Origin of the sequence: Lacrimispora sphenoides JCM 1415 (genome assembly GCF_900105615.1) — a bacterium.
GTDB classification, from domain to species: domain Bacteria; phylum Bacillota; class Clostridia; order Lachnospirales; family Lachnospiraceae; genus Lacrimispora; species Lacrimispora sphenoides.
This window is the reverse complement of record NZ_LT630003.1, coordinates 1,726,740-1,753,617: the sequence shown is the minus strand read 5'-3', so window position 1 is coordinate 1,753,617 and position 26,878 is coordinate 1,726,740. Positions and strand designations below refer to the sequence as shown.

Annotated in this window: 27 protein-coding genes; 26 read left to right on the top strand and 1 reads right to left on the bottom strand. The window is 44.5% G+C overall.

Features of this window, described 5'->3' with window-relative positions:
- The 20 genes from BMX69_RS07795 (at nt 1) to BMX69_RS07700 (ending at nt 18,364) form a co-directional block, all read left to right on the top strand.
- Nucleotides 1-1,125 carry an FtsW/RodA/SpoVE family cell cycle protein gene (locus tag BMX69_RS07795; RefSeq protein ID WP_100042047.1) on the top strand — a complete coding sequence of 375 codons (1,125 nt, stop codon included), beginning with the start codon at nt 1-3 and terminating at the stop codon, nt 1,123-1,125.
- 17 nt (nt 1,126-1,142) lie between these two features.
- Nucleotides 1,143-1,538: a methylglyoxal synthase gene (gene mgsA / locus BMX69_RS07790; RefSeq protein ID WP_025233147.1), complete on the top strand. Its 396-nt coding sequence runs from the start codon at nt 1,143-1,145 to the stop codon at nt 1,536-1,538.
- Nucleotides 1,539-1,552: 14 nt separating this feature from the next.
- Nucleotides 1,553-2,521, top strand: coding sequence for a D-alanyl-D-alanine carboxypeptidase family protein (locus BMX69_RS07785; RefSeq protein WP_100042046.1), 969 nt, complete (start codon nt 1,553-1,555; stop codon nt 2,519-2,521).
- Nucleotides 2,522-2,610: 89 nt separating this feature from the next.
- Complete coding sequence (locus BMX69_RS07780) at nt 2,611-3,030, top strand: hypothetical protein (RefSeq protein WP_025233145.1); 420 nt, start codon at nt 2,611-2,613, stop codon at nt 3,028-3,030.
- A 252-nt stretch (nt 3,031-3,282) separates the two neighbouring features.
- Nucleotides 3,283-4,620, top strand: coding sequence for a biotin/lipoyl attachment domain-containing protein (locus tag BMX69_RS07775; protein ID WP_242941429.1), 1,338 nt, complete (start codon nt 3,283-3,285; stop codon nt 4,618-4,620).
- A gap of 12 nt (nt 4,621-4,632) precedes the next feature.
- Nucleotides 4,633-5,328 (top strand): YggS family pyridoxal phosphate-dependent enzyme, encoded by a 696-nt coding sequence (locus BMX69_RS07770; RefSeq protein WP_100042044.1) that lies wholly within the window; start codon nt 4,633-4,635, stop codon nt 5,326-5,328.
- A 130-nt stretch (nt 5,329-5,458) separates the two neighbouring features.
- On the top strand, nt 5,459-5,977 hold the full coding sequence (locus BMX69_RS07765; protein ID WP_100042043.1) for a cell division protein SepF: 519 nt from the start codon (nt 5,459-5,461) through the stop codon (nt 5,975-5,977).
- 269 nt (nt 5,978-6,246) lie between these two features.
- Nucleotides 6,247-7,335: a 3-dehydroquinate synthase gene (gene aroB, locus BMX69_RS07760; RefSeq protein WP_100042042.1), complete on the top strand. Its 1,089-nt coding sequence runs from the start codon at nt 6,247-6,249 to the stop codon at nt 7,333-7,335.
- Nucleotides 7,336-7,345: 10 nt separating this feature from the next.
- Nucleotides 7,346-7,864 carry a signal peptidase II gene (gene lspA, locus BMX69_RS07755; RefSeq protein WP_054790734.1) on the top strand — a complete coding sequence of 173 codons (519 nt, stop codon included), beginning with the start codon at nt 7,346-7,348 and terminating at the stop codon, nt 7,862-7,864.
- Nucleotides 7,861-8,775 (top strand): RluA family pseudouridine synthase, encoded by a 915-nt coding sequence (locus tag BMX69_RS07750; protein ID WP_100042041.1) that lies wholly within the window; start codon nt 7,861-7,863, stop codon nt 8,773-8,775. The genes lspA and BMX69_RS07750 overlap by 4 nt, the downstream gene beginning before the upstream one ends.
- 113 nt (nt 8,776-8,888) lie before the next feature.
- The gene (locus tag BMX69_RS07745; RefSeq protein ID WP_100042040.1) at nt 8,889-9,530 is read left to right on the top strand and encodes a cytidylate kinase-like family protein; all 642 of its coding nucleotides are present in this window, start codon (nt 8,889-8,891) and stop codon (nt 9,528-9,530) included.
- A 218-nt stretch (nt 9,531-9,748) separates the two neighbouring features.
- Nucleotides 9,749-10,684 (top strand): GntR family transcriptional regulator YhfZ, encoded by a 936-nt coding sequence (gene yhfZ / locus BMX69_RS07740; protein WP_100042039.1) that lies wholly within the window; start codon nt 9,749-9,751, stop codon nt 10,682-10,684.
- Between the two features lie 60 nt (nt 10,685-10,744).
- The gene (locus BMX69_RS07735) at nt 10,745-11,104 is read left to right on the top strand and encodes a PRD domain-containing protein (protein ID WP_025233136.1); all 360 of its coding nucleotides are present in this window, start codon (nt 10,745-10,747) and stop codon (nt 11,102-11,104) included.
- Between the two features lie 64 nt (nt 11,105-11,168).
- Nucleotides 11,169-11,540 carry a DUF2620 domain-containing protein gene (locus BMX69_RS07730; protein WP_100042038.1) on the top strand — a complete coding sequence of 124 codons (372 nt, stop codon included), beginning with the start codon at nt 11,169-11,171 and terminating at the stop codon, nt 11,538-11,540.
- A gap of 2 nt (nt 11,541-11,542) precedes the next feature.
- Nucleotides 11,543-12,853: a YhfT family protein gene (locus tag BMX69_RS07725; protein ID WP_100042037.1), complete on the top strand. Its 1,311-nt coding sequence runs from the start codon at nt 11,543-11,545 to the stop codon at nt 12,851-12,853.
- Nucleotides 12,854-12,865: 12 nt separating this feature from the next.
- Nucleotides 12,866-13,849: an amidase family protein gene (locus tag BMX69_RS07720; protein WP_100042036.1), complete on the top strand. Its 984-nt coding sequence runs from the start codon at nt 12,866-12,868 to the stop codon at nt 13,847-13,849.
- 168 nt (nt 13,850-14,017) lie between these two features.
- A complete protein-coding gene (locus BMX69_RS07715) occupies nt 14,018-14,887 on the top strand; it encodes a phosphotriesterase family protein (protein WP_100042035.1) in 870 nt (289 codons plus the stop codon).
- A 13-nt stretch (nt 14,888-14,900) separates the two neighbouring features.
- Nucleotides 14,901-15,995, top strand: coding sequence for an aminotransferase class V-fold PLP-dependent enzyme (locus BMX69_RS07710; protein WP_100042034.1), 1,095 nt, complete (start codon nt 14,901-14,903; stop codon nt 15,993-15,995).
- The gene (locus tag BMX69_RS07705; protein ID WP_100042033.1) at nt 15,996-17,153 is read left to right on the top strand and encodes an alanine racemase; all 1,158 of its coding nucleotides are present in this window, start codon (nt 15,996-15,998) and stop codon (nt 17,151-17,153) included. It abuts the gene before it with no gap.
- Nucleotides 17,150-18,364 (top strand): phosphopentomutase, encoded by a 1,215-nt coding sequence (locus tag BMX69_RS07700; RefSeq protein ID WP_100042032.1) that lies wholly within the window; start codon nt 17,150-17,152, stop codon nt 18,362-18,364. Before BMX69_RS07705 ends, BMX69_RS07700 begins: the two co-directional genes overlap by 4 nt.
- Before the next feature lie 109 nt (nt 18,365-18,473).
- Here BMX69_RS07700 and glmS read toward each other — a convergent pair whose 3' ends face one another.
- On the bottom strand, nt 18,474-20,291 hold the full coding sequence (glmS, locus tag BMX69_RS07695) for a glutamine--fructose-6-phosphate transaminase (isomerizing) (protein ID WP_100042031.1): 1,818 nt from the start codon (nt 20,289-20,291) through the stop codon (nt 18,474-18,476).
- A gap of 470 nt (nt 20,292-20,761) precedes the next feature.
- On the opposite strand from glmS, the gene BMX69_RS07690 reads away from it, so the two are divergent.
- From BMX69_RS07690 to BMX69_RS07665, 6 genes are all read left to right on the top strand, one after another.
- Nucleotides 20,762-21,862 (top strand): ABC transporter ATP-binding protein, encoded by a 1,101-nt coding sequence (locus BMX69_RS07690; RefSeq protein WP_054790735.1) that lies wholly within the window; start codon nt 20,762-20,764, stop codon nt 21,860-21,862.
- 11 nt (nt 21,863-21,873) lie between these two features.
- Nucleotides 21,874-22,740 (top strand): carbohydrate ABC transporter permease, encoded by an 867-nt coding sequence (locus BMX69_RS07685; protein ID WP_100042030.1) that lies wholly within the window; start codon nt 21,874-21,876, stop codon nt 22,738-22,740.
- Between the two features lie 32 nt (nt 22,741-22,772).
- Nucleotides 22,773-23,648, top strand: coding sequence for a carbohydrate ABC transporter permease (locus BMX69_RS07680; RefSeq protein ID WP_408610338.1), 876 nt, complete (start codon nt 22,773-22,775; stop codon nt 23,646-23,648).
- Nucleotides 23,649-23,723: 75 nt separating this feature from the next.
- Nucleotides 23,724-25,118, top strand: a complete 1,395-nt coding sequence (locus BMX69_RS07675) for an ABC transporter substrate-binding protein (protein WP_054790736.1) — start codon at nt 23,724-23,726, stop codon at nt 25,116-25,118.
- 21 nt (nt 25,119-25,139) lie between these two features.
- The gene (locus BMX69_RS07670) at nt 25,140-25,898 is read left to right on the top strand and encodes a glycerophosphodiester phosphodiesterase (RefSeq protein ID WP_100042028.1); all 759 of its coding nucleotides are present in this window, start codon (nt 25,140-25,142) and stop codon (nt 25,896-25,898) included.
- Nucleotides 25,876-26,733 (top strand): Cof-type HAD-IIB family hydrolase, encoded by an 858-nt coding sequence (locus BMX69_RS07665; RefSeq protein ID WP_100042027.1) that lies wholly within the window; start codon nt 25,876-25,878, stop codon nt 26,731-26,733. The genes BMX69_RS07670 and BMX69_RS07665 overlap by 23 nt, the downstream gene beginning before the upstream one ends.
- Nucleotides 26,734-26,878: the final 145 nt, after the last annotated feature.

The window sequence follows — 26,878 nt, the reverse complement described above, 5'->3', positions numbered from 1 at the left end:
ATGTTTTCTGATTACAATTTTAAATACTATAATTACCGGTTAGTTTTGTACATGATGTCGCTGTCCGTTATCGGAATTCTTGTGGTGGCCAGCGCCTCCAACCAGGATTCCAGTACAGTGACAAAACAGATTATCGGCGTAATGGTGGGATTTGCCCTGGCTATTGGGCTTTCCATCATAGACTATCATAGAATTATCAAGCTTTATGCTCTGATTTATGCGGGCTGCATTATTTTGCTGGGAGCTGTTCTTGTTATGGGACATACGGCTGGAGGAGCCACCAGATGGATCAATATTCCTGGTATCGGACGGATACAGCCATCTGAATTCGTAAAGATCGGTTTAATTGTGTTCTTTTCCTGGTATTGGAACAAATACCAGGAAAGGTTAAACACACCGATTATGATAGGGCTGGCCGCTTTGCTTGCGGCCATACCCATCGGCCTTATTTTTGCAGAGCCGAATTTATCCACCAGCCTTGTGGTTTCCATTATTATCCTGTGTATGGTATTTTCCGCAGGAATCAGTTACCGCTGGATCGGGGGCGTCCTTGCCGTTGCAATACCGGCAGGAGCGCTTTTCATATTTCTGCTGACCAAAGGACTGATCCCTTTTATACACGATTATCAAGCGCGGCGGATCCTTGCATGGATTTATCCCCATGCAGAGCAGTATGCGGAGAATCTGTATCAGCAAAAAAATTCAATTATGGCAATCAGTTCCGGACAGCTTCAAGGGAAAGGACTTTTTAATACAACCATTGCATCGGTGAAAGATGGAAACTTCTTATCAGCCGGGGAAACCGACTTTATTTTCGCCATTATCGGCGAAGAAATGGGATTTCGAGGCAGCGTTATCGTCATTGTTCTTATTGGTTTGGTTGTATTTGAATGCCTTTATTTGGCATCCAAGACCAAAGATATGTCAGGAAAACTGATTTGTACCGGCATGGCAGCCTTGATCGGCTTCCAGGCCTTTGCCAATATCGCCGTGGCAACGCAGATATTTCCCAATACAGGCCTTCCTCTCCCCTTTATCAGCTCGGGAGTCAGTTCGCTCATCAGCATCTTTATGGGTATGGGACTGGTGCTAAATGTTGGACTGCAGCGCAAAATCGGTAATTAATAAGGAGGTATATCGTCATGAATATAGGACTAGTTGCACACGATTCAAAGAAAAAACTTATGCAGAACTTCTGCATTGCCTACAGGGGAATTTTAAGTAAACACATGTTATATGCTACCGGAACCACCGGACGTCTGATCGAAGAGGTGACAAACTTAAATGTTCATAAATATCTGGCCGGACACCTGGGCGGGGAGCAGCAGTTGGGATCCCAGATTGAACACAATGAGATCGATCTGGTTATCTTTTTAAGGGATCCTCTTACACCCAAGTCCCATGAACCGGATATCGTAAACATCATGAGCACCTGTGATATGCACAACATTCCTCTTGCAACCAATCTGGCTACCGCAGAGCTTTTGATCAAGTCTCTGGAGCGCGGTGACATGGAATGGCGTGAGATGTATAAATAGCAGAGGTAGATTCCGTGAAAAAAAGAGTTTTTGTAAAATCAGGCTGCATAGCCTTATGTACCGTATTTCTGACAGGCTGCGCCGGTCTGAAGGGACTGGACAATCCTTATGTGTATTCGGAAAGAACCGCCCTTTACCAGTCCAGTGCAGTATCTGGCAGAGCAGAACCCTTTGCTCATGATCTCTGTATCGTTTCAGAGGATCCTTCCAGCCAGGACAATGCGGTCACTGCCGAAGCTGCCGCAGTCTTTGACTTAACGGATAAGAAAGTCCTGTTTGCAAAGAATCCTTTTGAGCGTTTATATCCTGCAAGCATCACAAAAACCATGACAGCTCTTATTGCCTTAAAATACGGAAATTTAACAGATGAAGTCACGGTGACCAAAGATGCTGTCATTACGGAAGCCGGGGCTACTTTATGTGGGATAAAGCCAGGAGACAAGCTGACTATGGAACAGCTTTTATATGGTCTTATGCTCCCATCCGGAAATGATGCCGGGTCTGCCATTGCAACCCATATGGCCGGAGGGATAGACCAGTTTGCACAGATGATGAATGATGAAGCGTTGAATGTTGGAGCTACAGGCACTCATTTCCTTAATCCTCACGGTTTAAGCGATGATGATCACTATACCACAGCTTATGACCTGTATTTAATCTTTAATGAAGCTTTAAAGTATCCCGAATTTCGCAAGATCGTTGGTACAACTGAGTACACCACCACCTATCAGGATGGAGCGGGAAAACCAGTAAATGCAACCTGGAAAGGCACCAACTGGTATATGACAGGAGAGCGCCAGATGCCGGAAGGACTTACCGTCCTGGGCGGAAAAACAGGTACGACTAAGGCGGCCGGAAGCTGCCTGATCATGGGAAGCTCGGATTCCTCTAAGCGGGAATATATTACCGTTGTTTTAAAGGCACCGAATCATGCAGGCCTTTACGATAATATGACAAATATATTGAATAAAATTGTAGAATAGTCATTGCCTTTCTTATGGATTTGTACTATAATTATATTAATCCGAATAGACTTTTTATACAAATTATATAACGCAAGGAGGAGATTGCTATGGTGCAGATAATAGCAGGAAAAAAGGGTAAGGGGAAAACAAAACATTTGTTAGACAGAGCCAATTCTATTGTTAAAGAATCAACAGGTTCTATTGCCTACCTGGACAAAAGTTCCAAGCACATGTACGAATTAAGCAACAAGATCCGCCTCATTAATGTCAATGAGTATCCGATTACATCAAGCGAAGGATTTATAGGTTTTATCTGTGGTATTATATCTCAAGATCATGATTTAGAGATGATGTTCTTTGATAGCTTTTTAAAGCTGGCCTGCCTTGAAGGGGAAGATATATCTGAAACCATTGCAACTTTGGAAAAAATCGGTGAAAAGTATCACGTAACCTTTGTTCTCAGTGTTTCCATAGATGCGGAGAATATGCCTGAGAATGCCAGGGCTAATGTGGTTGTTTCATTATAATCATACATGAAGATAAGGGGGCTGCACGGCAGTCCCCTTTGTTTTGCTTGAATTTTTTGGTATTTCCTCTTATAATACTAAAAGAAACGCCCTAAGGCATACCTTTATGCCCAGAGTGCATGGGCAGTAATAAGGAAAGGAGGCGTCAGGTTGGCTAAACAAAAGGCAGCGCAGCCATTAAAACGGGCTGCACATCCAAAGAAGAATAAAAAAATCATCCGGTACCGGCGGCCTCTGAATATTAATGTTGGCATGATCATCTTTGCGTTGATCTTTGTTTATATGGTGTTCAGTGTATTCGCCTATGTTCGTAGAGATAAGATACAATTTTATGAAGTACAAGAAGGCAGCATCGTCAATAATAAAAATTACACAGGAATTATCCTCCGGCAGGAAGAAGTTAAAAATGCAGACCGATCCGGCTATGTTAATTACTACGTAAGGGAAGGAAAACGGGCTTCGAACGGCACCCGGGTCTATTCCATTGATGAGACAGGAAATCTCACTTCATTTCTGGCGGAGAATTCAGAGGATAAGATTACACTGACCCCGGAAAATCTTGCTGAGCTGAAAAAGCAGCTGACCACATTCAGCCTTACTTATGACAATGACCAGTTTCGATCTGTATATGATGCCAAATACGCTTTAGAGGCCGAGGTCATGGAATATATGAATTTTAATGCTTTGGACAACCTTGGAGCCCAGATGGATCAGGCAGGTATTAATTTTGAGCAGGTAAAAGCAGACCGGGCAGGCATCGTCTCCTATGGAGTGGATTCTTATGAAGGACTTCAGCCATCGGGAGTTTCAGAAGCCGTGTTTAACCGCAGCAACTATACGAAAACCTTTACAAAATCAGGAAACCTTATAGAAAAGGGCTCGCCAGTTTATAAAGTCATTACTTCCGATTTATGGTCGATTGTGTTCCCAATGGCGGAAGAAGATGCCAAATCTTATGGAGACAAAACAAACCTAACCGTAGAATTTTCCGGACGGGATTTAAAAGCTTCTGGAAACTTTTCCGTGTTTTCCGGAACAGATGGAAAATCTTTTGGAAAATTGGACTTTGATAAATATATGGTTCAATTTGCATCCGACCGGTACGTTGATTTTGAAATCGTGTCCGACCGGGTAGATGGATTAAAGATTCCAGTAACATCTGTTACAAAAAAAGATTTTTACCTGGTCCCCATGGACTATATTACCCAGGGCGGAGACAGCCAGTCCACCGGTTTCAACAAAGAAGTGTATTCCGGGTCCGGGACCTCAGTCGTTTTTGTCCCTACCGAGATTTACTATTCCGAAGGGGATAATTACTATATCGAAATGGGAACGGAAGACGGCTTTAAAGCCGGAGATTATATTGTAAAGCCTAATTCCACGGAACGTTATCAAATTGGGACAAGCGCTTCCCTTCAGGGCGTCTATAATATAAACAAAGGGTACGCTGTCTTTAAACAGATTGATGTGCAGGCTTCCAATGATGAATATTACACAGTGAAAAAGAACATGACCTATGGATTGGCGGTATATGATCATATCGTTCTCAATGCAGAAACTGTCAATGAAGGGGAATTAATTTATCGATAAGAGGTGATTGATTTGGTTAGGGAAAATCTGGAAGAAGTAAATAACCGGATATTAGCCGCCTGTAAGAGGGCAGGAAGAAATCCGGAAGAAGTAACACTGATAGCAGTAAGCAAAACAAAACCCGCTGTCATGATTTCAGAAGCATATTCTGCCGGTGCCCGGGATTTTGGAGAAAATAAAGTGCAGGAACTTTGTGAAAAGCACCTTGCCCTTCCGGAAGATATCCGCTGGCATATGATTGGACATTTGCAGAGAAACAAAGTCAAGCAGGTTATTGACAAAACTGTGCTGATCCACAGTGTAGACTCTATCCGCCTGGCGGAGCAGATCGAAGAAGAAGCAGCCAGAAAAAACTTAATTGTGGACATCCTTTTGGAAGTGAATGTGGCAGAAGAGGAAAGCAAATATGGGTTTAAATTGGGGGAGACGGAAAGCGCGCTTCGTAGAATCGCCAGCCTTCCCCATGTAAAGATAAAAGGTCTTATGACTATTGCACCTTTTGTAGAAAAATCTGAGGAAAATCGTCCCGTTTTTAAAAAATTAAGACAATTTTATGTTGACATGCAAAGCAAAAACGTTGATAATGTTAGTATGAATATGCTCTCAATGGGTATGACCGGAGACTATGAGATTGCCATAGAAGAAGGTGCTACTCTGGTAAGAGTCGGTACCGGAATTTTCGGTACAAGATATTATATGAACACTTAATGATTGAAGGAGATGCGAAGTAACGTTTACCCGCACGATTGGGCATGAATTAAGTGAGAATATATGCCTGGGCCCTGAAAAGATTTTTTTTCACTCAGGAACTATGGTATAAGATTGGAGAGAATAAAGTATGAGCATTTTAGGCAAACTGATGGATAGCATGCGCTTAAACGATACAGATGATGACGATTACTATTTAGATGACGACTACGAGGATGAAAGCGATAAACCTGCTAAGAGAACCCTTTTCTCAAAAAAGAATGAAGAGGATTACTACGAGGAAGAGGACGAGCTTGATCAAAAGCCTCGTTTCCTATCCCGGTCCCCTAAAGTAGTGCCCATGAAGCAGTCCCGCATTATGGAGGTATCCATGGTGAAACCAACCTCCATTGAAGATGCTAAGGAAATTTGCGATCATATGCTGGCCGGAAAGGCTGTTGTCCTCAATATGGAAGGCATCCATACAGAAGTCGCCCAGAGAATCATCGACTTTACCTCAGGCGCCACTTATTCCATGAATGGTAATTTACAGAAAATATCAAATTACATATTCATAGCGACCCCGGAATCCGTAGAGCTCTCCGGTGATTTTCAAGATCTGTTAAATAATGGAAGCCTGGATATGGGCGGAATGAATTTACGCCTATAACAGATGTTCCGTACAAGACATCATACATTTCTTTGAATGGTACAAGCAGACGATTTTCCACATCACACGTTTCCTCAAATCGTTGCAGCATTGCAATGCAGGAAACGGGACGGAAGATTGTTTGCTTTCTTCCATGATATAGGAGAAAAATAATACAGCAGTAAAATGTCCTGCGGGCATACCCGGATGTCAAAAAACATGGACAGAAAAGAGGAACGCCTGCAGCATACCTGGATGTTCAAAAAACAGTCAGAAAAGAGGAAAATACCATGGGATATAGAATTCCGGTACACATGAACGGTGCCTTCATTTATGAGATTGTCATGGAAACTGGGTTTGACGGACTAAAAGAAGAACTGAAAAAGCTTAACCTGGGAGAACGCAAGGTTTGTATTGTCACGGATTCCAATGTGGCACCTCTTTACCTTGAGGAAGTAGAATCGATTGTTTCTGCCTGCTGCAAAAAAGCAGAACATTTTATTTTCCCTGCCGGAGAAGAAAACAAAAATCTGGATACCGTCAGGAACTTATATGAAGCCCTTATTGTAAAACAATTTGACCGCCATGACTATCTGCTTGCTTTGGGCGGAGGAGTTGTGGGAGATTTATGCGGTTTTGGGGCGGCCACCTATCTGCGGGGAATATCCTTTATTCAGGTGCCTACAACCCTGCTGTCTCAAGTTGACTCCAGCATCGGCGGAAAAACCGGCGTTGATTTTGATTCCTACAAAAATATGGTAGGAGCCTTCCATATGCCGAAGCTGGTATATTCAAGTACCGCCACCTTAAAAACTCTTTCAGAAGAACAATTTTCCTCAGGAATGGGAGAGGTAATCAAGCATGGACTGATCAAAGATGCCTCCTATTACCAATGGCTTATGGAGCATGCCGCTGAAATCCATAGCAGGGATTTAACAGTGTTAAGCGAAATGGTTCTTGTGAGCAACAAGATCAAGCGGGATGTGGTGGAAAAGGATCCAACAGAACAGGGAGAGCGCGCTCTTTTAAATCTGGGCCATACCCTGGGACACGCCATTGAAAAGCTTTCGGATTTTCGGCTTGTGCACGGCCACTGTGTAGGACTTGGCTGCATCGCTGCCATGGCGATTTCCATCAATAGAGGAATGATCCGTTCAGAAGAACTTCCAAAACTTTTAACAGTTATGGAGCAATTTGCCATGCCTGTTTCTGTAAGCGGGCTTTCTGCTGAAACTATTGTACTCACAACAAAAAGTGATAAAAAAATGGATTCCGGCACCATCCGGTTTATTCTGTTAGAACAGATTGGTAAAGCCTTCACCTGCAAGACTGTCACTGATACGGAAATGGCAGAATCGCTTCGCCATATCTTAACTTAAGGAGATTTTCATGAATCAAAAAACAAAACTGATCATTGGGATGATCATCGGCTTCTTTCTTTCCATTGGACTGGATCAATGGACAAAGCTTCTTGTTGTTAAGCATCTCATGAATCGTCCTCCCTTAGTCATCTGGAATGGAGTATTTGAACTTTATTATTCCGAAAACCGGGGGGCAGCGTTTGGAATGCTTCAGGGAAAACAGGCGTTTTTCCTGCTGGTTGCCTTGTTAGTGCTTTCAGCAGCGGCTTTTGCGGTCAGCCGTATGCCTGCTGATAGAAAATACCTGCCGCTGCACCTTATTGCCATGTTTCTTTCGGCAGGAGCGGTGGGAAATATGATCGACCGCTTTTTAAGAGGCTATGTGGTAGACTTTTTATATTTCAAGCTGATCGATTTTCCGATTTTTAATGTTGCGGATTGTTACGTTACGGTTTCCATGTTCGCCTTCATGCTCCTGTTTCTGTTTTATTACAAAGAGGAGGACTTATCCTGTCTTTCCTTTCATAAAAAGGAGGAGCTGGGTTGAGTCAAGAGTTTGTTGTCGCTCCTGAGGAAGCCGGTGTCCGGATCGACCGGTATTTATCCGACCAATGCCAGGACATTTCCCGTTCCTATCTTCAGAAGCTTTTAAAGGAACAATCCGTGCTGGTTGAAGAAAAACCGGTAAAAAGCAATTATAAAGTAAATGCAGGGGACCGGATTTCCCTGACCCTTCCTGAAATAAGGGAACCGGAAATCATGCCGGAGGAAATCCCCCTTGATATTGTCTATGAGGATAAGGATATCATTCTCATTAATAAACCAAAAGGGATGGTAGTTCATCCCGCTGCAGGCCATTACAGCGGAACACTGGTCAATGGACTGATGTTTCATTGCCGCAGTGAGTTATCCGGAATAAACGGAGTTATGCGCCCTGGTATCGTCCATCGGATCGATATGGATACCACCGGGGTTCTTATTGTATGTAAAAATGACATGGCTCACAATTCCATTTCCGAGCAGCTGAAGGAACATTCTATTACCAGAAAATATGCTGCAATCGTACACGGAGTCCTAAAGGATGACGAGGGGACGATCAACGCCCCCATTGGCCGCCATCCCATAGACCGGAAAAAGATGAGCATCAATGAGAAAAATGGAAGAGAAGCGGTAACCCATTACCGCGTCCTTGAACGGTTTCGGCAGTTTACCTATATTGAATGCCAGCTTGAGACGGGCCGGACTCATCAGATCCGCGTCCATATGGCAAGCATAGGCCATCCTCTTTTAGGTGATTCTGTCTATGGCCCCGCAAAGTGCCCATTCCGTCTTACCGGACAGACGCTTCATGCCGGCGTATTGGGAATCATCCATCCCAGAAGCGGTGAATATATGGAATTTACAGCGCCTCTTCCCGACTATTTTGAAGAACTATTGAGAAAACTGCGGTTAACTTAACAGGCTAACCATAAGACATCTTCTAAAAAACAGTTAAATCGAAATATAAATCTAGATTTTTCAGAAATTTTAAGGTATAATATAACTATAAGATACCGGAAGGAGCTGTCTATATGAGTGGAAATTTAGTAATTGCAATTGGAAGACAATGCGGAAGTTCTGGAAAAATCATCGGACAGAAATTGGCAGAAGAACTGGGCATTAAATGCTATGACAAGGAGCTTTTGGCACTTGCAGCAAAAAACAGTGGGTTATGTGAAGAATTATTCAAGACCCATGATGAAAAGCCAACCAACAGTTTTCTGTATTCCCTTGTGATGGATACATATTCCATGGGATTCACGACCTCTGGTTACATGGATATGCCAATTAATCATAAGATCTTTTTAGCACAGTTTGATACCATCAAACAGCTGGCGGATGAAGAATCCTGTGTAATCGTTGGAAGATGTGCCGATTATGCTCTGGCGGATTATCCCAACCTTGTTTCCGTGTTTATTACTGCCGATGAAGAAGACAAGGTTAAGTCCTTAAAAGAACTTTATCATGTTGACGATACCAAAGCCAAGGATATTATGGTCAAAACGGACAAAAAACGTTCCAGCTATTATAATTACTATTCCAATAAAAAATGGGGAGATGTAAGAAGCTACGATTTATGCATTAATCGAAGCTCCGTAGGGATAGATGGAACCGTTAAGCTGATCCACAATTTTGTTGATGCAAAAATGGAATGGAATAAGGCGAACCGTTAACGGATTAATCTCCTTTTATAGCAGATGTATTATTATTGAATTGAATAAAGGCGGACATTTCTATGATACAACGGAAATGCCCGCCTTTTTTGTACCTTGATTTGTGTTTTCTGTACATAAAATAAAAATACAAGAAATAATATTGTTGACATTGCACATATCATATGATATTGTTTGAATATACAAAATAATGTAAATTGGTAAAAGCGAGTGAACTCATGAAAAACAATTGTTTAGAAGCAGGAAACCTATATCAAAAAATAGGTCTGGTAAAAAATCTGTTGGCGTTGGATTTAATGTCCCGGAATGCAGGAGACCGGATTCTGCCGATCTCAGAGTATCAGGATAAATTCGGGGTATCCAGGGGGACCATTCAGAACGCATTTGCCTGTTTAAAAGAGTGCAATGCTGTGACATTGGAGAATCATGGGCATCAGGGAACCTGCATCAAAGAGATTGATTACAAGAAGCTGCAGGAAAACTGTATGCGCAAAGAAATTCTAGGGATCATGCCTCTTCCCTATTCCGTGACTTATGAAGGTTTCGCCACGGCCATGTATACCCAGTTTGCACCGCTTAACTTTAATATGGCTTACGCCAGAGGTGCAGTAGGACGTATTGATCTGGTGGAATCAGGAACCTACCAGTTTGCTATCTGCTCCCAGTATGCGGCGGAACAATCCATAAGAGAAGGAAAGCAGATTGAAGCGGCAATTAATTTTGGCCCGGGCAGCTTTCTTTCCAGGCACGTGCTTCTTTTAGGGGATTCCAAATATGAAAGCATTCAGGATGGTATGCGGGTCGCATATGACAGCAGCTCCATTGACCAGAGCTGCATTACTAAAAATATTATACACGGCAAAAAGGTTACTCTGGTTCCAATCCGGACCCAGCAGACCGTAGGCGCCTTGATGGATGGTATCATAGATGCAGGTGTATGGAACTATGACGATATTCTGGAGCATAAGTACAAATCGCTGAACGTAGTTTTCTTAGACGAATCTGATTATAACAACCTGTTTTCAACGGCTGTAATGGTTATCAGAAAGGAGGATGAATATCTAAAGGCACTATTAGAAAAGTATGTCAGTGTACCGAAGGTTGTGGAGATCATCCGGGAGGTAAGGGAGAAAAAAAGAGAACCATATTTTTAAAAGTTGTCTTTTTTAAAGCAAAGTACAAAATAATGTATATTGAGATTGGGAGGGAATCCAATGGATTTAAGAGATATGTTAAACCAGCGTCTGGACATTCTGGAGGAAAATCATGTGATCTGCAAAAAGGTTGCGGATTATTCCAGAAAAGCAGTGGAACGGATCCTGGAAGAAAAACCTGACACAGAGGAAGATAAGGCGGCAATGTTCATTACCCATCTGGCCATGGCAGGACAAAGAGTTTTAGACGGGGTTGTGGAGCACCCTCTGGATAATACGCTCCTCGATGGAATAAAAAAGGAGCCGGTTTACCAAAGAGCGGAAGTGTTAAAAGAGGAACTGTTAAAGGAAACAGATATCCAGTTCCCGGAAGCAGAGCGGAATTTCCTGACCGTTCATCTATGCAATCTGCTTTCATAATAAGGTATCAGGGCCGAATGGTCTTTTTAAGAAATGATACAAGGATAAAAGGAGGATAGAAGCAATGAAGATTGTGGTTGGTGGTCAGATTGACAAGGAAGAAATTGCCAGACTGGTATCCCTGCAGATGAACGGCCGGGCAGAAATCGAGATCAAGGGGGATCTGGATGCTGCACTGGGCGTGAAAAACGGAACGTATGATTATTATGTAGGTGCCTGTAATACTGGCGGCGGCGGAGCGCTGGCTATGGCTATGGCCATGCTGGGTTCCGGGCTTTGTTCTACGATTTCCATGCCAGGAAATGTAAAGAGCGGAGATTTTATCAGGGAAGAGGTACAAAAGGGGAAAAAAGCATTTGGATTTACAGCACAGCACAAAGAAGAGGTCCTTCCTATTTTGCTTCAGGCAATCATTGAGAAAGAGGAGGTTTCATAGGTATGAAATACATAGTTATTGCATTAATTGGGGCGCTGGCTTCCGTTTTATCCAATCAGGGGATTGCAGTATTTAATGACGGTTTCCGGCCAATTGTGGGGCAGTATTTTAACGGCGAGATCAACCGAAAAGAATTGGCGGCCATGAGTTTTGCCATCAGTTTCGGCCTGGTCATCGGTTTTGGTATACCGACATCCATTGCAGCAAGCATTATTTTGATCCACTGCCTGCTGTTAACTACTGATATCATCGGATCTTTCTGCAATAACAGCAGGAACGGGATGATCCTTTCCGCTGTCATTGGAGCCGCTTACGGCCTGGCGATTCTGGCCGGTCTTGAGTTTGTTGTAAAACTGTTCAGCTATATGCCATATAACTTCACCAGTGACTTAGGAAGTGTTTCCGGCTATATAACAGTTGCATTTGCCATATTCCCGGCAGTGGGCATCGCTTACCAGCATGGCTTTAAAAAAGGATTGACCGCCGCAATTATAACCTTACTTGTATATTTCCTTGTAAAAAAATTCGGTACCTTTCCTATTGGAGCAGGCAAGGTTTCTTTAAATGCAGAAGGCATGGCAATGCTTGCAGGTATGATAATGATGATCGTTTATGCTGCTCAGCAGAAAGGTACGGAGCATGCCAATGAAGGGCTGATCCAGGGTTTTGAGGGCAACATTTTACGAATTCGTAAAAACTGGCTGCTGCTGGCTGTTATGGGCGGTCTGATCGCATCCGGAACCAGCCTTGCCATTATCGCCGGCGATCCCGCTTCCCTGGCCCTTTTAGCTAACCAGGAATACAGCAACGCCGGATTAACCGCACTCGCAAGAGCCATTGGTTTCATACCTCTGGTATTTACTACAGCCATTGTGACAGGTGTGTATGGTGCGGCTGGCTGTACCTTTGTATTTGTAGTCGGACTGTTCCTCCATGGAAACCCGTTTTTTGCCTTTGTACTCGGATTTGCAGTCATGGTGGCAGAGATTTTCCTGATCAACATTTTTGCAAAATACATGGATAAATTCCCGGGAGTCAAAGATATGGGAGAGTATGTGAGAACATCCATGAACAAGGTTCTGGAAATTTCTTTGCTTGCAGGCGGTATCGTTGCTGCTGAAAAAATGGCTGTTTCCTCTTCCGGGTACACTGGAATCGGAGCACTGTTTGTAATCGGGGCCTTCCTTTTAAATAAGAAAGCGAAAAAACCGATTGTTGACCTGGCGGTCGGTCCTGTGGCCTGTATCGCATTCGGAGTGCTGCTGAACCTGCTTCTCATTATCGGTCTCATTGCAGTCCCGGTGGCAAAGTAGCTGGGAATTGATATGGAAAGACTTGAAACATATGCAAAGAAAACATTTTTGGCACTTAAAAATCCCTATTGCACTGTAAACAAGGTAAATCCCCGCGTCATTGACCTGGTTGCTCCAGCTCAGAAAAAATATGGGTTTGCCTGGTATACCGGTATCAAGGATACTCCGGTCATTCCCGGGAAACTAAAAGAACGTCTTAATGAAAATGGCTTTTTATTTCATACCGCCGATAAAATGGCTTTAGGCGGAAGAGCGGTGGATTTACAGCTTATCAATCCCATTACAGGAAAATGGATGACCGGCTCCAGCAGCGGTACGGCCCTCAATGTATTCTATGGAATCAATGATGCCGGAATCGGAACAGACGGCGGCGGCAGTGTACTGGCACCTGCCGCTGCGCTCAATCTTTATGGATTTATCTCTCCGTTAATTGAGCAGGATCATATGAGGCAGCATTCCAAAGCTTCCACTGATGGAATCCTATTTTCCCCCAGCATTGGGGCCATTACCAGAGATTTAAAGACCCTGGAACAGGTTTTGGACCCATTGCTTGGAATAAGCCTGACAGAGGATTCCGATGATAAGAATGCCGGTTGGGAATGGAAAGAGGTACCAAACGATGGCCAGCCGGATATTTATGGGGGCCGGGAACCATTGATCCAATACTTAAACGGAATCATAAGGCCGGGAACCATCCTGATCTCAAGGGAAGGACCGGTGGATGTGAATGCCATGGGAGACAGCATTTACGGCCATTTTGATAAGGAAACAGAAAAATGCCAGGCTCGTTCAGGAAAAGGGCTGATGCGGGTGGTCAATATGTGCGGAAAATCCGCACTGACCGTTCCTTCCACTGAATTGGGGTGCTGTACCGTTCTGATCTGTGAAAGTAAAAAGGAGGACATTGAAGCAATGTTCCGAAAGGTAAGATTGCTGGTCTGTAAAAGATCCCAGCTGATCGAACGGTACTTTATGAATTTTGATATGTATTTCTAGTGAAGAAACGACGGGCCAAAAGTGAGAGTAATTCTCCCTTTGTCCCTTTAAGGCAAAGGTTAAAAGAAAAATGTCTTTCAACCTTGCGTTTATGAACAGCTTGCCCCGCTTAACTGGGTATCAACTGGATATGCAAGCATATCCCCTTGAATCATTAGGAGACAAAACATGGAAAAAGGTTATACTTTGATGCATGAACACATTACCATAGACTTATCCGGGGTAAAAAAAGACCAGGATTGCCGGCTGGACTGTTTTGAGGAAACGAAAAGCGAGCTTTGCTGTCTGTATCAGCTAGGAGTCAGGCGCATTCTGGATGTGACGAATATGGGTATGGGAAGGAATCCGGAATACGTGAGCCGTATGGAAAAAGCCACCGGCATCCGGATCCTGCAGTCGACCGGTTTTTATAAAGAGCCGTTTCTTCCGGATTTTGTGTATTCCATGTCGGAAACAGAGCTTGCCACAATGGCAGAGAAGGAATTGACGGAAGGAATAGGGGATTCCGGCATCAAAGCAAGGGTCATAGGAGAGTTTGGGACCAGCAAAAGCACCATGACGGATATGGAAAAAAAGGTGTTTCATTCCATGGCTTTGGCAGCGGTGCGCACCGGTTCCGTAGTAACTACCCATACAACCCTTGGAACAATGGCTTTGGAACAGGCCATATATTTAAAAAATGCCGGGATACGGCCGGAAAAGATTATTATCGGCCATTTAGACCTTTCCCAGGACACGGATTACATTCTTTCTGTTCTGAAGGAAGGCGTCAATATCGGATTTGATACTGTAGGAAAAAATAATTACTGTCCAGACCGGTTCCGCGCAGAAACGTTAAAGCGAATCACAAAAGAAGGTTTCCTGGGGCAGGTGGTTTTATCTATGGATATTACCAGAAAATCTCATTTAAAGGCATGGGGAGGTTTGGGTTATGCTTATCTGTTTGAAACCTTTCTTCCCATGCTTCGGGATTATGGATTATCCGAGGAACAAATCGATATGCTGCTGATTAATAATCCGGACCGGATTTTGAAATAAGGAGGAAGATAAAATGCAGACCTATCCGTTATCCAGCATCTCAGTAGAGGAGGCCGCCAGACTGCAGTTTAAAGTAATTGATTGTATCACAAAATCATTCAGCGGCCGCGAGATTTTAAATCGTGGAGATTTAGGGGTTGTTCCGGGGCTTAATAAGCCGTTAACCACAAAAAAAGCGGAACGGGTGATTGCGGATCTGTTTGATGGGGAAGCCTGTATCCTGGTAAGAGGAGCCGGAAGCGGGGCTATAAGAATGGGACTCCACAGCATATTAAAACCGGCAGAAAAAATCCTGGTACACAAGGCTCCTGTTTACAGCACGACTGCCACATCTCTGGAAATGTTATACATTCCGACTGTAGAGGCAGATTATAATGATCCGGACGATATCCGCCGGGTGATAAAAGAAAACAATGATATGAAAGGCGCTCTCATCCAATACACAAGGCAAAAGCCGGATGACAGTTATGACATAGCCCAGGTGATCGAAACAATTAAGGAATGCATTGATATTCCCATATTAACCGATGATAACTATGCCGCTATGAAAGTGAGCCGGATCGGCATCCAGTGCGGCGCGGACCTTTCCTGCTTTTCCTCATTTAAGCTGTTGGGCCCGGAAGGCGTAGGCATTATCGTAGGAAAGGCATGTTATATTGAAAAGTTAGTGAAAGAAAGTTATTCGGGAGGCATGAAGGTTCAGGGTCATGAAGCCCTGGATGTGCTCCACGGCCTTGTCTATGCGCCTGTGGCCCTGGCCATCCAGGCCCAGGTAAATGAAGCATGTGTAAAACGGCTGAACGCAGGTGAGATTCCTCAGGTAAAACAGGCATTTCTGGCAAATGCCCAGTCAAAAGTACTTTTGGTTGAGTTTTATGAAAACATTGCAGAAAAAGTACTTAGGGAAGCCGAAAAGCTGGGAGCAGCACCGAATCCAGTGGGAGCAGAATCAAAATATGAGCTGGTTCCCATGTTTTACCGGGTATCCGGTACCTTCCGGAGTGCGGATCCAACACTGGAAAGCCGCATGATCCGGATCAACCCGATGCGGTCCGGGGCGGATACCATTATGCACATTATAAAAGAAGCTGTAGAAAGAGTGATATAAATGTTTTTAGAGCAGACCTTAAAGCGAAACCCGGAACTGATCAAAGCCTCCTTTGAGCTTCATCAGAGCGGGCTGATCCAACCGGATTCTTATGTGATAGACGTGGATACCTTTCTGGATAATGCATCTTTCATGTTAAAAGAAGCAAAGGAGAAGGAGGTCCGGTTGTTCTTCATGCTGAAGCAGGCCGGAAGAAATCCCTATCTGGCAGGGAAACTGGTAGAACTGGGCTACGAAGGGGCCGTTGTAGTGGATTATAAAGAAGCTAAAGTTATGATGGATCACCAGATCCCGATCGCAAACGTCGGGCATCTGGTACAGATTCCTACTGCCCAGGTAGAGGAGATCGTAGCATACCAGCCTCAGATGATCACGGTATATTCCGAAGAAAAAATCAGTCAGATCCATCAGGCGGCAAAGAAACTGGGGCTTTCCCAGGAGATCATTCTCCGTGTTACTAACGATTCGGATATGATCTATTCGGGGCAGACTGCAGGGTTCCATATTGATGTGTTAAAAGATCTTACAGAACGGGTCGAAACGCAGTATCCCTGTGTAAAAATTGCAGGTGTCACATCTTTCCCCTGCTTTTTATATGAAGAAGCCGCCCATGACCTGATCCCTACCAATAACATGGATACCGTAATACATGCAGCTAATATTTTAAAGGAGTGCGGAGTTCCCGTAACCATCATCAATACGCCTTCCGGCACCTGTACCTACGCTCTAAGCAAGATCAAAGAAATGGGAGGAAACTGTGCAGAACCGGGCCATGGCCTGACCGGTACAACTCCTATACATGCATACCATATGCTGGAGGAAATCCCGTGTGTTACTTATGTAAGTGAGATATCCCATAATTTTAACGGGCAGGCTTATTGTTACGGCGGCGGCTATTACCGGCGTTCCCATGTAACGTCTGCTCTGGTTGGGACCTCTTTTGATAGTTATACAAAAATGGATGTTATTCCGCCTTCCAATGAAAGCATTGATTACCATTTCGGCCTGACGAATGAAGGAACGGTAGGAGATACTGTGGTCATGGCATTCCGTTATCAGATCTTTGTCACCCGGTCGGATGTGGTGCTGATAGAAGGATTGAAAAAGAAAAAACCGCAAATTGTTGGAATATATGACAGCATGGGGAAAAAGTTATGAAAAAAAGATTGATTGTCATCGTTTTGGATGGATTCGGCATTGGAGCTATGGAAGATGCACGTCTTGCCAGGCCGGGAGATGAAAAGGCTGATACCCTTAGAAGCATTCTGAAAGACTACCCTGATCTAAAACTCCCGGCACTGGAAAGGCTGGGGCTCATGAATGCCTACGGAGAGGAAAGTGCCTTCATGAAATTCTCACCTGAAGCCAATTTCGGAAGCTGCGAGCTCATGCATTTTGGGGCAGATACGTTTATGGGCCATCAGGAAATAATGGGAACACTTCCAAAGAAACCAGAAGTCCATCCCTTTCAGGAGAAAGCAGATACAGTAAAAGCACACCTGGAGTCAAATGGACATCAGGTACAGGTCATAGAACGGCAGGGGCTGCGCTATTTACTGGTAGACCATTACGTAACCGTAGCAGATAATCTGGAAGCGGATTTAGGGATGTGTTACAATGTAACGGCTCCTTTGGATCTGATCTCCTTTGAAGAGGAGTATGCCATAGCCAAAAAGGTAAGGGAAGTAGTAACCGTAGGCCGTGTGATTGTGTTTGGCGGAACCGGAAATACCATGGAGGACCTCTGGAATGCCGAAGAGGTGAAAGAAGGCCGTTTCATCGGTATTGCATCTGCAAAATCTAAGTCCTACGACCATGGCTACCAGTGCAGACACTTAGGCTATGGAGTGGATCAAAATGTACAGGCCCCCACGATTCTCACAAAAGCAGGGTATGACTGTACTCTGATTGGAAAAGTAGCGGACATTGTATCCAATGACAGAGGGCTGAGCATTTCCGGCGTACCAACACAGGAAGTGATGGACCTTACCTTTCGGGAAACAGTAGCCATGAATCAGGGCTTTTTATGCACCAATGTGCAGGAAACAGACTTAGCCGGACATTCCCAGTCCACCATGGTTTATAAAAAGATCTTAGAAATCGCAGACCAGGGAATCAGCAGGCTTATACCGGAGCTGACTTCCCAGGACATTCTGGTGATCATGGCCGACCATGGAAATGATCCCAGTATCGGTCACAGTAAGCATACCAGGGAGTGCGTCCCCCTTCTCGTTTATAAAAAAGGAATAACAGGAAGAAGGCTGGGAAGGAGAAAAACTCTGTCTGATATTGGCGCAACCGTATGTGATTATTTTAGCACAGACGCTCCGCAAAACGGTGAATCCTTTCTGCCGGTTCTTAAAAACTGATGGGAAAGAATTTAGCTTTATCATGTTGTAAATATTAGATTAACTCCATAAAAACATGAGGGATACGGCTAAGGCCGCACCCCTCATGTTTTTTTCTTTTCCCATGAGATTACTCAACCGTCACAGACTTCGCCAGATTCCTAGGCTGATCCACATCCAGATCCTTTCCTACAGAAGCATAATACGCTATAAGCTGAAGAACAACTGCGATTGGAAATACCGTGAACCGGTCGCCGATCTCCGGAATATTGATCTGAACATCAGCAATCCCAGGCTCAATCTTTGATCTCTCCTTTGTTAATAAAATCACAAATGCACCTCTTGCTTTTACTTCCCGGATATTGGAGATGGTTTTTGAAAAAATCTTCTCCTGTGTTGCAATGGCTATAACCGGAATCTGATCTGTTATAAGAGCGATAGTCCCGTGTTTTAATTCCCCTGCAGCATAGGCTTCCGCATGAATATAGGAAATTTCTTTTAATTTCAAGGCCCCTTCCAATGAGAAGGCGTAGTCAAGGCCACGCCCGATAAAAAAGGCGTCCGGCTTATTGATTAAGTGTGTTACTAAGGCCTTTACCTCTTCCCTTTTTTCAATCATAGCCTCCATGGCCGGTATGGCATCAAGCAGCTTTTTTATAAAGTCTTCGGCTTCCTCATGGTCATAATTTCCCCGGACAAAGGCCATCCGGCAGCATACCATATAAAGGGCTGCAAGCTGAACAGAATATGCTTTGGTGCTGGCAACCGCAATTTCCGGGCCTGCATGAGTATATAGAACATAATCGCTTTCCCTGGCAATGGTAGATCCTTTTACATTGACCACAGAAAGAGTAGCAGCACCGCAGGCCTTCGCCAGCCGCAAAGCCGCCAGGGTATCAATGGTCTCCCCTGACTGGGATATGATGATGACCAGAGTGTTACGATCAATGAGCGGATCTTCATATCGGAATTCAGAAGCAATGGAAACTGTAACAGGGATCCGAAGAAGCGGCTCCATAAGAGCCCTTGCCACCATCCCTGCGTGCATGGCGGTGCCGCAGGCCACGATATGAACCTGATTACACTGTTTCAGCACTGTATCCGGTATGCCGTCATCGCCAAAGTCCGGCAGCCCCTTAACCAGGCGCGGCAATATGGTGTTCTTTAGGGCCTCCGGCTGTTCGTGGATCTCTTTCAGCATGAAATGGGGGAATCCGTTCTTCATGGCTGCATCCATGTTCCAGTTTACCTCCATCAGCTCCGGTACTTCTTCCTGCTGTTCCAGGTTATAGAGATGTACCTTATAGGAGGTGAGTTTTACAATATGATTCTCAGGAACCACGAAATACTGCCTGGTATATGGAATGAGGGCAGTTAAATCCGAAGCTACAAATGAACCGGATCTTGTATAGGCAACTACCAGGGGGCTGATGTTACGGATTGCAAAGATATCACCGGGATGATCCTCAAACATCACGCAAAAGCTGTAAGAGCCTTTTAAATAAGCAGCAAATTTTGAAATAGCTTCCACCGGATCTCCCTGATAAATGCTCTCCAGAACCCAGGCAGCCACCTCGCTGTCTGTTTCAGAGCGGAGTTTTCCTTCAAGATGAAAATCCAGAGTGAGCTGATGATAATTTTCTATAATGCCATTATGAACGAGGGTAATCCGCCCGGCCTGATGGGGATGGGTATTCTGGGTCGTTACACCTCCGTGGGTTGCCCACCTGGTATGTCCAAGACCGCAATGGGATACCTCTGTGATTCCTTTGCATTCTTCCTTTAAATTAGATACTTTTCCTATATGTCTGATCAGACGGGTATGAGAATTCTCCATAAAAAGAGCAATACCTGCGCTGTCATACCCCCGGTATTCCAGCTGGGACAATCCATCAAGCAATATTCTTTTAGAGTCTAATGGTCCTGTATATCCAATAATTCCACACATAGTTTCACAATCTCCTTAAATTTTCATTTTATGTCTGCACTCGTCCTTAAAAATGGTAAACAAAAAACAAGCCGTCTGGCTCCAAATTTTAAAAACGGCAGCTGTTTTATTACATTCTGTTTTAAGTCCCCGGTTCCAACGCGTTTGTTTTGCAGTTACCTGCATATTTCACGTAGGATACACGCCCGGAGGGCATGGAAGGGCATCCGCCGAATATTCGATAACCCTTCACCTCGTCAACCCTTGATGCCATTTTTCCATGGAAAAATGTTCACGATCGCATCAACTGGTGCATGGCGCTTAGCTTTGCTATTGTTATTTATGCCTCCTTCATAAATCTAGTTTATTATAGCCTTTGATCGTTTGTGCGTCAATACTATGATTTACATTCATTTTACGAAAAGCTTCTTTTTCATTTTACATCAATTCTATAAAATGAGTTTTAGATATACAGAAAGGAATCGTGATCTATGGCAAGTTTGTCTTTTGTAAATGTGTGCAAAACCTATAAAAACGGACTCACCGTTGTAAAGGATTTTAATCTTGATATTAAAGACAGGGAATTTTTGATCCTGGTCGGACCATCCGGCTGCGGGAAGTCTACGACACTTCGCATGATCGCAGGGCTTGAAGACATTTCTTCCGGTGAGTTGTGGATAGACGGACAGCTCATGAATATGACAAGCCCCCAAAGCAGGGACTTATCCATGGTATTCCAGTCTTACGCTCTTTATCCCCACTTAACGGTCTACCAGAATATGGCCTTCGGCTTAAAAGTACATAAAGTCCCGAAGGAAGAAATAGAGAAACGAGTCGGCCGCGCGGCGGAAATCCTTCATATCAGCCACTTGCTTGACCGGAAGCCTTCTGCCTTATCTGGAGGGCAGAAGCAGCGGGTTGCCATCGGAAGCGTTATTGTCCGCCAGCCCAAAGCATATCTGATGGACGAACCTCTATCCAATCTGGATGCAAAGCTGCGGGTACAGATGCGTGTAGAGCTTGCTAAAATCCACAGAGAACTGGGTGCAACCATCATTTACGTTACCCATGACCAGGTGGAGGCAATGACCCTTGGTACCAGGATCGTAGTCATGAACAGCGGGGTGATCCAGCAGGCCGCAGCTCCAAATGACATTTACCAGAATCCGGTCAATAAATTTGTGGCAGGCTTTATCGGTTCCCCCTCCATGAACTTCCTGCCTGTCTGGGTAGAGCGGAGAGCAGAGAAGATCTGCCTGGAATTTGGCAAAAACAAACTCTTTGCCAATGAAATCTGCGCGAAGCGGCTGGTGGAAGGCGGTTATGTGGGAAGGCGTGTGTACCTGGGAATCCGGCCTGAGGATTTCCATGAAGAAGGACCAGAAGAACAGAAGCTTCTTTTGGATGTGGATATGAAAGAAGTCCTTGGGGCGGAAATACTTTTCCATGGCCGAATTAGCAGGGAGGAGATATGTGTACGGTTAAGTCCCAATGTTAAAGCAGAATCCGGCGGCCGTTTACCGGTTTATGCGGATATGGACCGAATCAAGCTGTTCGATATGGATACGGAGCAAAATATATTATACGTTTAAGGAGCCTTCTTATGAACCTAAGAACAATTGTAAAGAAAGCAGGGCCTTATGCCTATATGGTCCCGGCAATGGCAGTATTTGCTGTATTCCTGTTTTTCCCGTTTTTCAAAACGATATATTTAAGTCTATATAAAACCAATAAAATGGGCCAGGCCAAGCTTTTTGTAGGTCTTTTAAACTATAAGGACCTTTTAAATTCCCCGTCTTTTTTCAACAGCCTTCTGGTAACCGCAGTATTTGTCATAATTGTCGTGTCAGTGAGCATGCTTTTAGGGCTCGTTGCCGCAGTTCTTTGCAGCAAAACCTTTCCCGGGATCCGGATCTTCAGCACTGCTTACGCACTCCCAATGGCCATTGCTTCCAGTTCCGCTGCCATGATATTTAAAATCATGCTTCATCCTTCCATCGGAATCGTTAATAAGATCCTGGAATTCCATATCAACTGGATCAGTGATCCCAAGTATGCCCTGGTCTGTGTCGCCCTGTTGACCGCCTGGCTGAACAGCGGAATCAACTTTCTTTATTTCAGCGCCGGGCTCAGCAACATTGATGAGACCATTTATGAAAGAGCCTCTGTGGATGGAGCAAATGCTGTTCAGAGATTTTTCTTCCTGACACTCCCTGGCTTAAGCCCTATCATGTTTTACACCCTGGTAGTCAACATCATTCAGGCATTCCAGTCCTTTGGCCAGGTGAAGGTCCTGACTCAGGGCGGGCCCGGAGAATCTACCAATTTGATCGTTTACTCCATTTACCGGGATGCCTTTTTTAACTACCGCTTCGGCAGCGCAGCCGCTCAGTCCGTGCTGTTGTTCCTCCTCATCATGATCCTCACCTTATGTATGTTCCGCCTGGAAAAGAAGGGGGTAAGCTATTGATGGAATCCATTATCACCGCAGCCTCCAAAGATATGAACCGGGATGAGCTGGAAAAACTGAAACAGTCTGCCAATCAGAAGGCCCTTTTCCGCAGAAGGGCGGGTAAGCTGGCTCTTGTAATCATAAACCTGGCCGTGTCCATCTTTGTTTTGCTTCCGCTCTTGTATGCGGTGAGCATTGCATTCATGCCTTCCAGTGAACTGTTCACAACTGATATGAACTTAATCCCAGGGAATCCGACCCTTGAGAACTTTCGTCAGGCCATGGTTAAAATCCCCTTAAACCGGTTTATTGTCAATTCCTTTTTTGTGGCAGGCTGTATCACATTCGGACAGATCTTATCCTGTTCCCTGGCGGCATTTTCTTTTTCCTTTCTGGACTTTAAGGGGAAAAATCTGCTGTTCATGATTGTCATGGCAACTATGATGATCCCGGGAGAGGCCACCATCATCTCTAATTATTTGACCGTAAGCGGGTTACAATGGCTTGACAGCTATAAGGTGCTGATTATTCCTTATCTTACCTCAGCCATGGGAATTTTTCTATTCCGGCAGTTTTATAAATCTTTTCCTGTATCCTTATATGAGTCCGCAAGAATTGACGGTTGTTCCAACTTAAGATTTATTTACAGCCTCCTGATTCCTCTTACCAAATCAGCAATCGGGGCCATGGCAGTCTATACCTTTATCAATGCCTGGAACATGTATATGTGGCCTCTTCTTGTTACCGGCTCTGACCGAATGAGAACGGTTCAGATTGGAATCGGCATGCTGGACAGCGTGGACTCCCAGTCCATTTCCATGATGATCGCCGGTGTTGTCATGATCATCATTCCATCTATCTCTGTTTTCATTGCAGGGCAGAGACAATTGATCCGTGGTATGTTCTCAGGAGCAGTCAAAGGCTGACCTGGTTCAGACGTCCGGCGAGCCCACCAGGCAAATCGGACTTCAATATAAAAAATAAAATTTGGAGGAAAGAAGATGAAGAAAAGAGCACTTGCCATGAGTATGGCAGTCATGATGGCAGCAGGGGCATTGTCCGGCTGCGCCAGGCAGACAGGAACAGAAACGAGCAGCGCCGGTTCGACCGCTGTGGAAGCTCAGACGACTGCCGCCCAGACTGCTGAAAGCTCTGGCAGCCCGGCAAGCACCACCATAACCTTCTGGCATTCAATGGGAGGTGTAAACGGAGAAGCCATCGATACTCTAGTAACGAAATTCAATAAGGAAAACACTTCCGGCATTACCGTAGAAGCTCAGTATCAAGGCAGCTATGACGATGCTATCAACAAGCTGAAAAGTGCTCAGATCGGCAATATGGGCGCTGATCTGGTCCAGATTTATGATATCGGTACCCGTTTCATGATCGATTCCGGCTGGGTCATTCCCATGCAGGAGCTGATTAATGAGGATCATTGGGATTTAACTCAGGTGGAACCAAACATTGCAGCCTATTACACCGTAAATGGAAATTTGTATTCCATGCCTTTTAATTCCTCTACCCCGATTCTCTATTATAATAAAGACATCTTTACGAAAGCCGGCATCACGGAAATTCCTGACAGCCTTCCGGGAATTGTAAAGATCGGTGACGATCTTATTGGAAAGGGCGGAGCAGGAGTGGTAATATCCTTAGGTATTTATGGCTGGTTCTTTGAGCAATTCACCTGCAAGCAGCAGGCTCAGTATGCCGACAATGGAAACGGAAGAGAAGAAGCGGCAACGGCTGTAGATTTCGATAAAAACGGAGCCGGTGTCAAGACCTTAGCAGCATGGAAGGACTTAGCGGATAAGGGTTATGCTCCTAATGTCGGACGAGGCGGTGATGCAGGGCTTGCTGACTTCAGTGCAGGCAAAGCGGCTATGACTCTTGGATCCACTGCATCTTTAAAGCAGATATTAAATGATGTGAACGGCAAATTCGAGGTTGGGACCGCATATTTTCCTAAGGTGAGCGACGATGATAAAGGCGGCGTTTCTATTGGAGGAGGTTCCTTATGGGCATTAAATAATGAGGATCCGGCAAAGCAGCAGGCTGTATGGGAATTTGTGAAATTCCTTGTTTCCCCGGAAAGCCAGGCCTACTGGAATTCCCAGACTGGTTATTTTCCTGTTACGGTTGCCGCTCACAATGAAGCTGTGTTTAAAGATAATATCGCACAATACCCTCAGTTTAAAACAGCCATTGATCAGCTTCATGATTCCACCCCTCAGTCCGCCGGAGCACTTCTCAGTGTATTCCCTGAAGCAAGGCAGATCGTGGAGACAGAGATCGAGAACATGATCAACAACAAGGGGACCCCGGAAAATGCAGTTGCTAAGATGGCAGAAAGCATTAATAAGTCCATTGAAGACTATAATCTTATTAACAATTAAATTCAGAGAGGATATTGACAGATGAGAACAAAAGTTTGGGCTCACAGAGGCGCTTCCGCTTATGCGCCGGAAAATACACTGGAGGCTTTTGAACTGGCCATCAGGCAGAAAGCAGACGGAATTGAACTGGATATACAGATGACAAAGGATGGAAAGCTGGCAGTCATACACGATGAGACCATTGACCGCACCTGTAATGGCACCGGTTATGTAAAAGATTTCACCATGGAAGAACTAAAAAGGTTTCGCTGCAGCAAAATCCAGCCGGAATTTGGCACCTCAGTCATTCCTGAACTGATCGAAGTATTGGAGCTTGTAAAGCCTTTTGATCTCAATGTTAATATTGAGCTGAAGACAGGAGTCTTCCGCTACAAAGGTATTGAGAAGGAAGCATTAGCACAGGTGAAAAAAGCTGGGTTGGAGGAACGGGTCATCTATTCCTCCTTCCATCACCCCAGCATTGTGAAGGTGAAGAAATTAAATCCCAAAGCATTAACCGGACTTCTTTTTTCAGATGGTTTTATTAATGTTCCAGGATACGCAAAATTAATAGGGGCAGATGCACTTCATCCATCTCTCAACCACCTCCGGACTAAAAAACTGATTAAGGAAGCAGGAAAGAAGAAGCTTCCTCTTCATGTATGGACCGTGAATGATAAAAACATGATGGAATACCTTGCAGAGCAGGAAATCGAAGCAATCATAACCAATTACCCTGATATTGCAAAGGAAATTGTAGACAAGAAAGGAAAATCAAATGATACGATTAGTAGCATCTGACATGGATGGAACTCTTTTAAACCGATATGGAAAGGTTTCCTCCTTAACTATTGCCGCCATTGAAGCTCTTAAACGGAAGAACATCGGTTTTGTTGTCTGCACCGGCAGAAATTTTGCCGATGCCTACAGCCCCCTAAAGGAAGCTGGAATTTCCTATGATATTATCTGTATGAACGGTGCTGCTGTTTTCGACAGTTATGGAAGACAGCTGCGAAAACAACCGCTGTTAAAAGGCCAGGTAAGCCGCATTCTTGATATTTGCCGGCCGTTTTCAGTTCTTTATGATTTTATGACAGAAGAGGGAAGTTACACTACCTCCACCATGGAAGATTTTCGAAAAAGCTTTGAGGATAAGATTTTTCTTCCCATGGTTTCCGATGAGCATACCTATGAGACCATTGTAAAACGGTTTCAATTTACAACAGAAGTAGTGCTGCTTGGATCTTCATGGGAGATATATAAAATGTCTGTTGTCCATGAAAATCCGGAGATCTTAATGCAGATCCGCTGCACTCTGGAAAAAGAAGAAGGAATCTCAGTTGCTTCATCAGCCCCCTCCAATCTGGAACTGACTCACATAGGTGCGCAAAAGGGATCTGTCCTGATGGAATATGCGGCAAGCGCCAACATCCATCCCAGGGAAATCCTTGCCATTGGAGACAGTGAAAACGACCTTTCCATGCTCAGCCTTCCTCTGGGATATACCATAGCCATGGGCAATGCCTCGGAAGTGATAAAGCGCAGCGCACGCCTCATAACCAGAAATAATGATGAAGATGGGGTTGCAGTCGCCATAGACTCTTTGATCCTTTCGGAAGCAGCCGCAAATTATTGATTCTTTTACCAATCTTAAATAGATCAAATCTTATTCTCTTTCTTTTAGTCCCCAGATTACAGGTACAAATAAACCTGGCTGCGTTACGGCCATTGGCCGTAGTTCAACCAGGCAAAACTGTTTTGTCAAATGTTGTAAATCCCCT

Coding starts and splice junctions, on each gene's coding strand:
- BMX69_RS07735 (WP_025233136.1), top strand. CDS start 10,745: ATGGATTTAAGAGATATGTTAAACCAGCGTCTGGACATTCTGGAGGAA.
- BMX69_RS07685 (WP_100042030.1), top strand. CDS start 21,874: ATGAACCTAAGAACAATTGTAAAGAAAGCAGGGCCTTATGCCTATATG.
- BMX69_RS07745 (WP_100042040.1), top strand. CDS start 8,889: ATGAGTGGAAATTTAGTAATTGCAATTGGAAGACAATGCGGAAGTTCT.
- BMX69_RS07720 (WP_100042036.1), top strand. CDS start 12,866: ATGGAAAGACTTGAAACATATGCAAAGAAAACATTTTTGGCACTTAAA.
- BMX69_RS07700 (WP_100042032.1), top strand. CDS start 17,150: ATGAAAAAAAGATTGATTGTCATCGTTTTGGATGGATTCGGCATTGGA.
- BMX69_RS07675 (WP_054790736.1), top strand. CDS start 23,724: ATGAAGAAAAGAGCACTTGCCATGAGTATGGCAGTCATGATGGCAGCA.
- BMX69_RS07780 (WP_025233145.1), top strand. CDS start 2,611: ATGGTGCAGATAATAGCAGGAAAAAAGGGTAAGGGGAAAACAAAACAT.
- BMX69_RS07680 (WP_408610338.1), top strand. CDS start 22,773: ATGAACCGGGATGAGCTGGAAAAACTGAAACAGTCTGCCAATCAGAAG.
- BMX69_RS07765 (WP_100042043.1), top strand. CDS start 5,459: ATGAGCATTTTAGGCAAACTGATGGATAGCATGCGCTTAAACGATACA.
- aroB (WP_100042042.1), top strand. CDS start 6,247: ATGGGATATAGAATTCCGGTACACATGAACGGTGCCTTCATTTATGAG.
- BMX69_RS07725 (WP_100042037.1), top strand. CDS start 11,543: ATGAAATACATAGTTATTGCATTAATTGGGGCGCTGGCTTCCGTTTTA.
- yhfZ (WP_100042039.1), top strand. CDS start 9,749: ATGAAAAACAATTGTTTAGAAGCAGGAAACCTATATCAAAAAATAGGT.
- BMX69_RS07690 (WP_054790735.1), top strand. CDS start 20,762: ATGGCAAGTTTGTCTTTTGTAAATGTGTGCAAAACCTATAAAAACGGA.
- mgsA (WP_025233147.1), top strand. CDS start 1,143: ATGAATATAGGACTAGTTGCACACGATTCAAAGAAAAAACTTATGCAG.
- lspA (WP_054790734.1), top strand. CDS start 7,346: ATGAATCAAAAAACAAAACTGATCATTGGGATGATCATCGGCTTCTTT.
- BMX69_RS07775 (WP_242941429.1), top strand. CDS start 3,283: ATGATCATCTTTGCGTTGATCTTTGTTTATATGGTGTTCAGTGTATTC.
- BMX69_RS07710 (WP_100042034.1), top strand. CDS start 14,901: ATGCAGACCTATCCGTTATCCAGCATCTCAGTAGAGGAGGCCGCCAGA.
- BMX69_RS07730 (WP_100042038.1), top strand. CDS start 11,169: ATGAAGATTGTGGTTGGTGGTCAGATTGACAAGGAAGAAATTGCCAGA.
- BMX69_RS07705 (WP_100042033.1), top strand. CDS start 15,996: ATGTTTTTAGAGCAGACCTTAAAGCGAAACCCGGAACTGATCAAAGCC.
- BMX69_RS07670 (WP_100042028.1), top strand. CDS start 25,140: ATGAGAACAAAAGTTTGGGCTCACAGAGGCGCTTCCGCTTATGCGCCG.
- BMX69_RS07665 (WP_100042027.1), top strand. CDS start 25,876: ATGATACGATTAGTAGCATCTGACATGGATGGAACTCTTTTAAACCGA.
- BMX69_RS07795 (WP_100042047.1), top strand. CDS start 1: ATGTTTTCTGATTACAATTTTAAATACTATAATTACCGGTTAGTTTTG.
- glmS (WP_100042031.1), bottom strand. CDS start 20,291: ATGTGTGGAATTATTGGATATACAGGACCATTAGACTCTAAAAGAATA.
- BMX69_RS07715 (WP_100042035.1), top strand. CDS start 14,018: ATGGAAAAAGGTTATACTTTGATGCATGAACACATTACCATAGACTTA.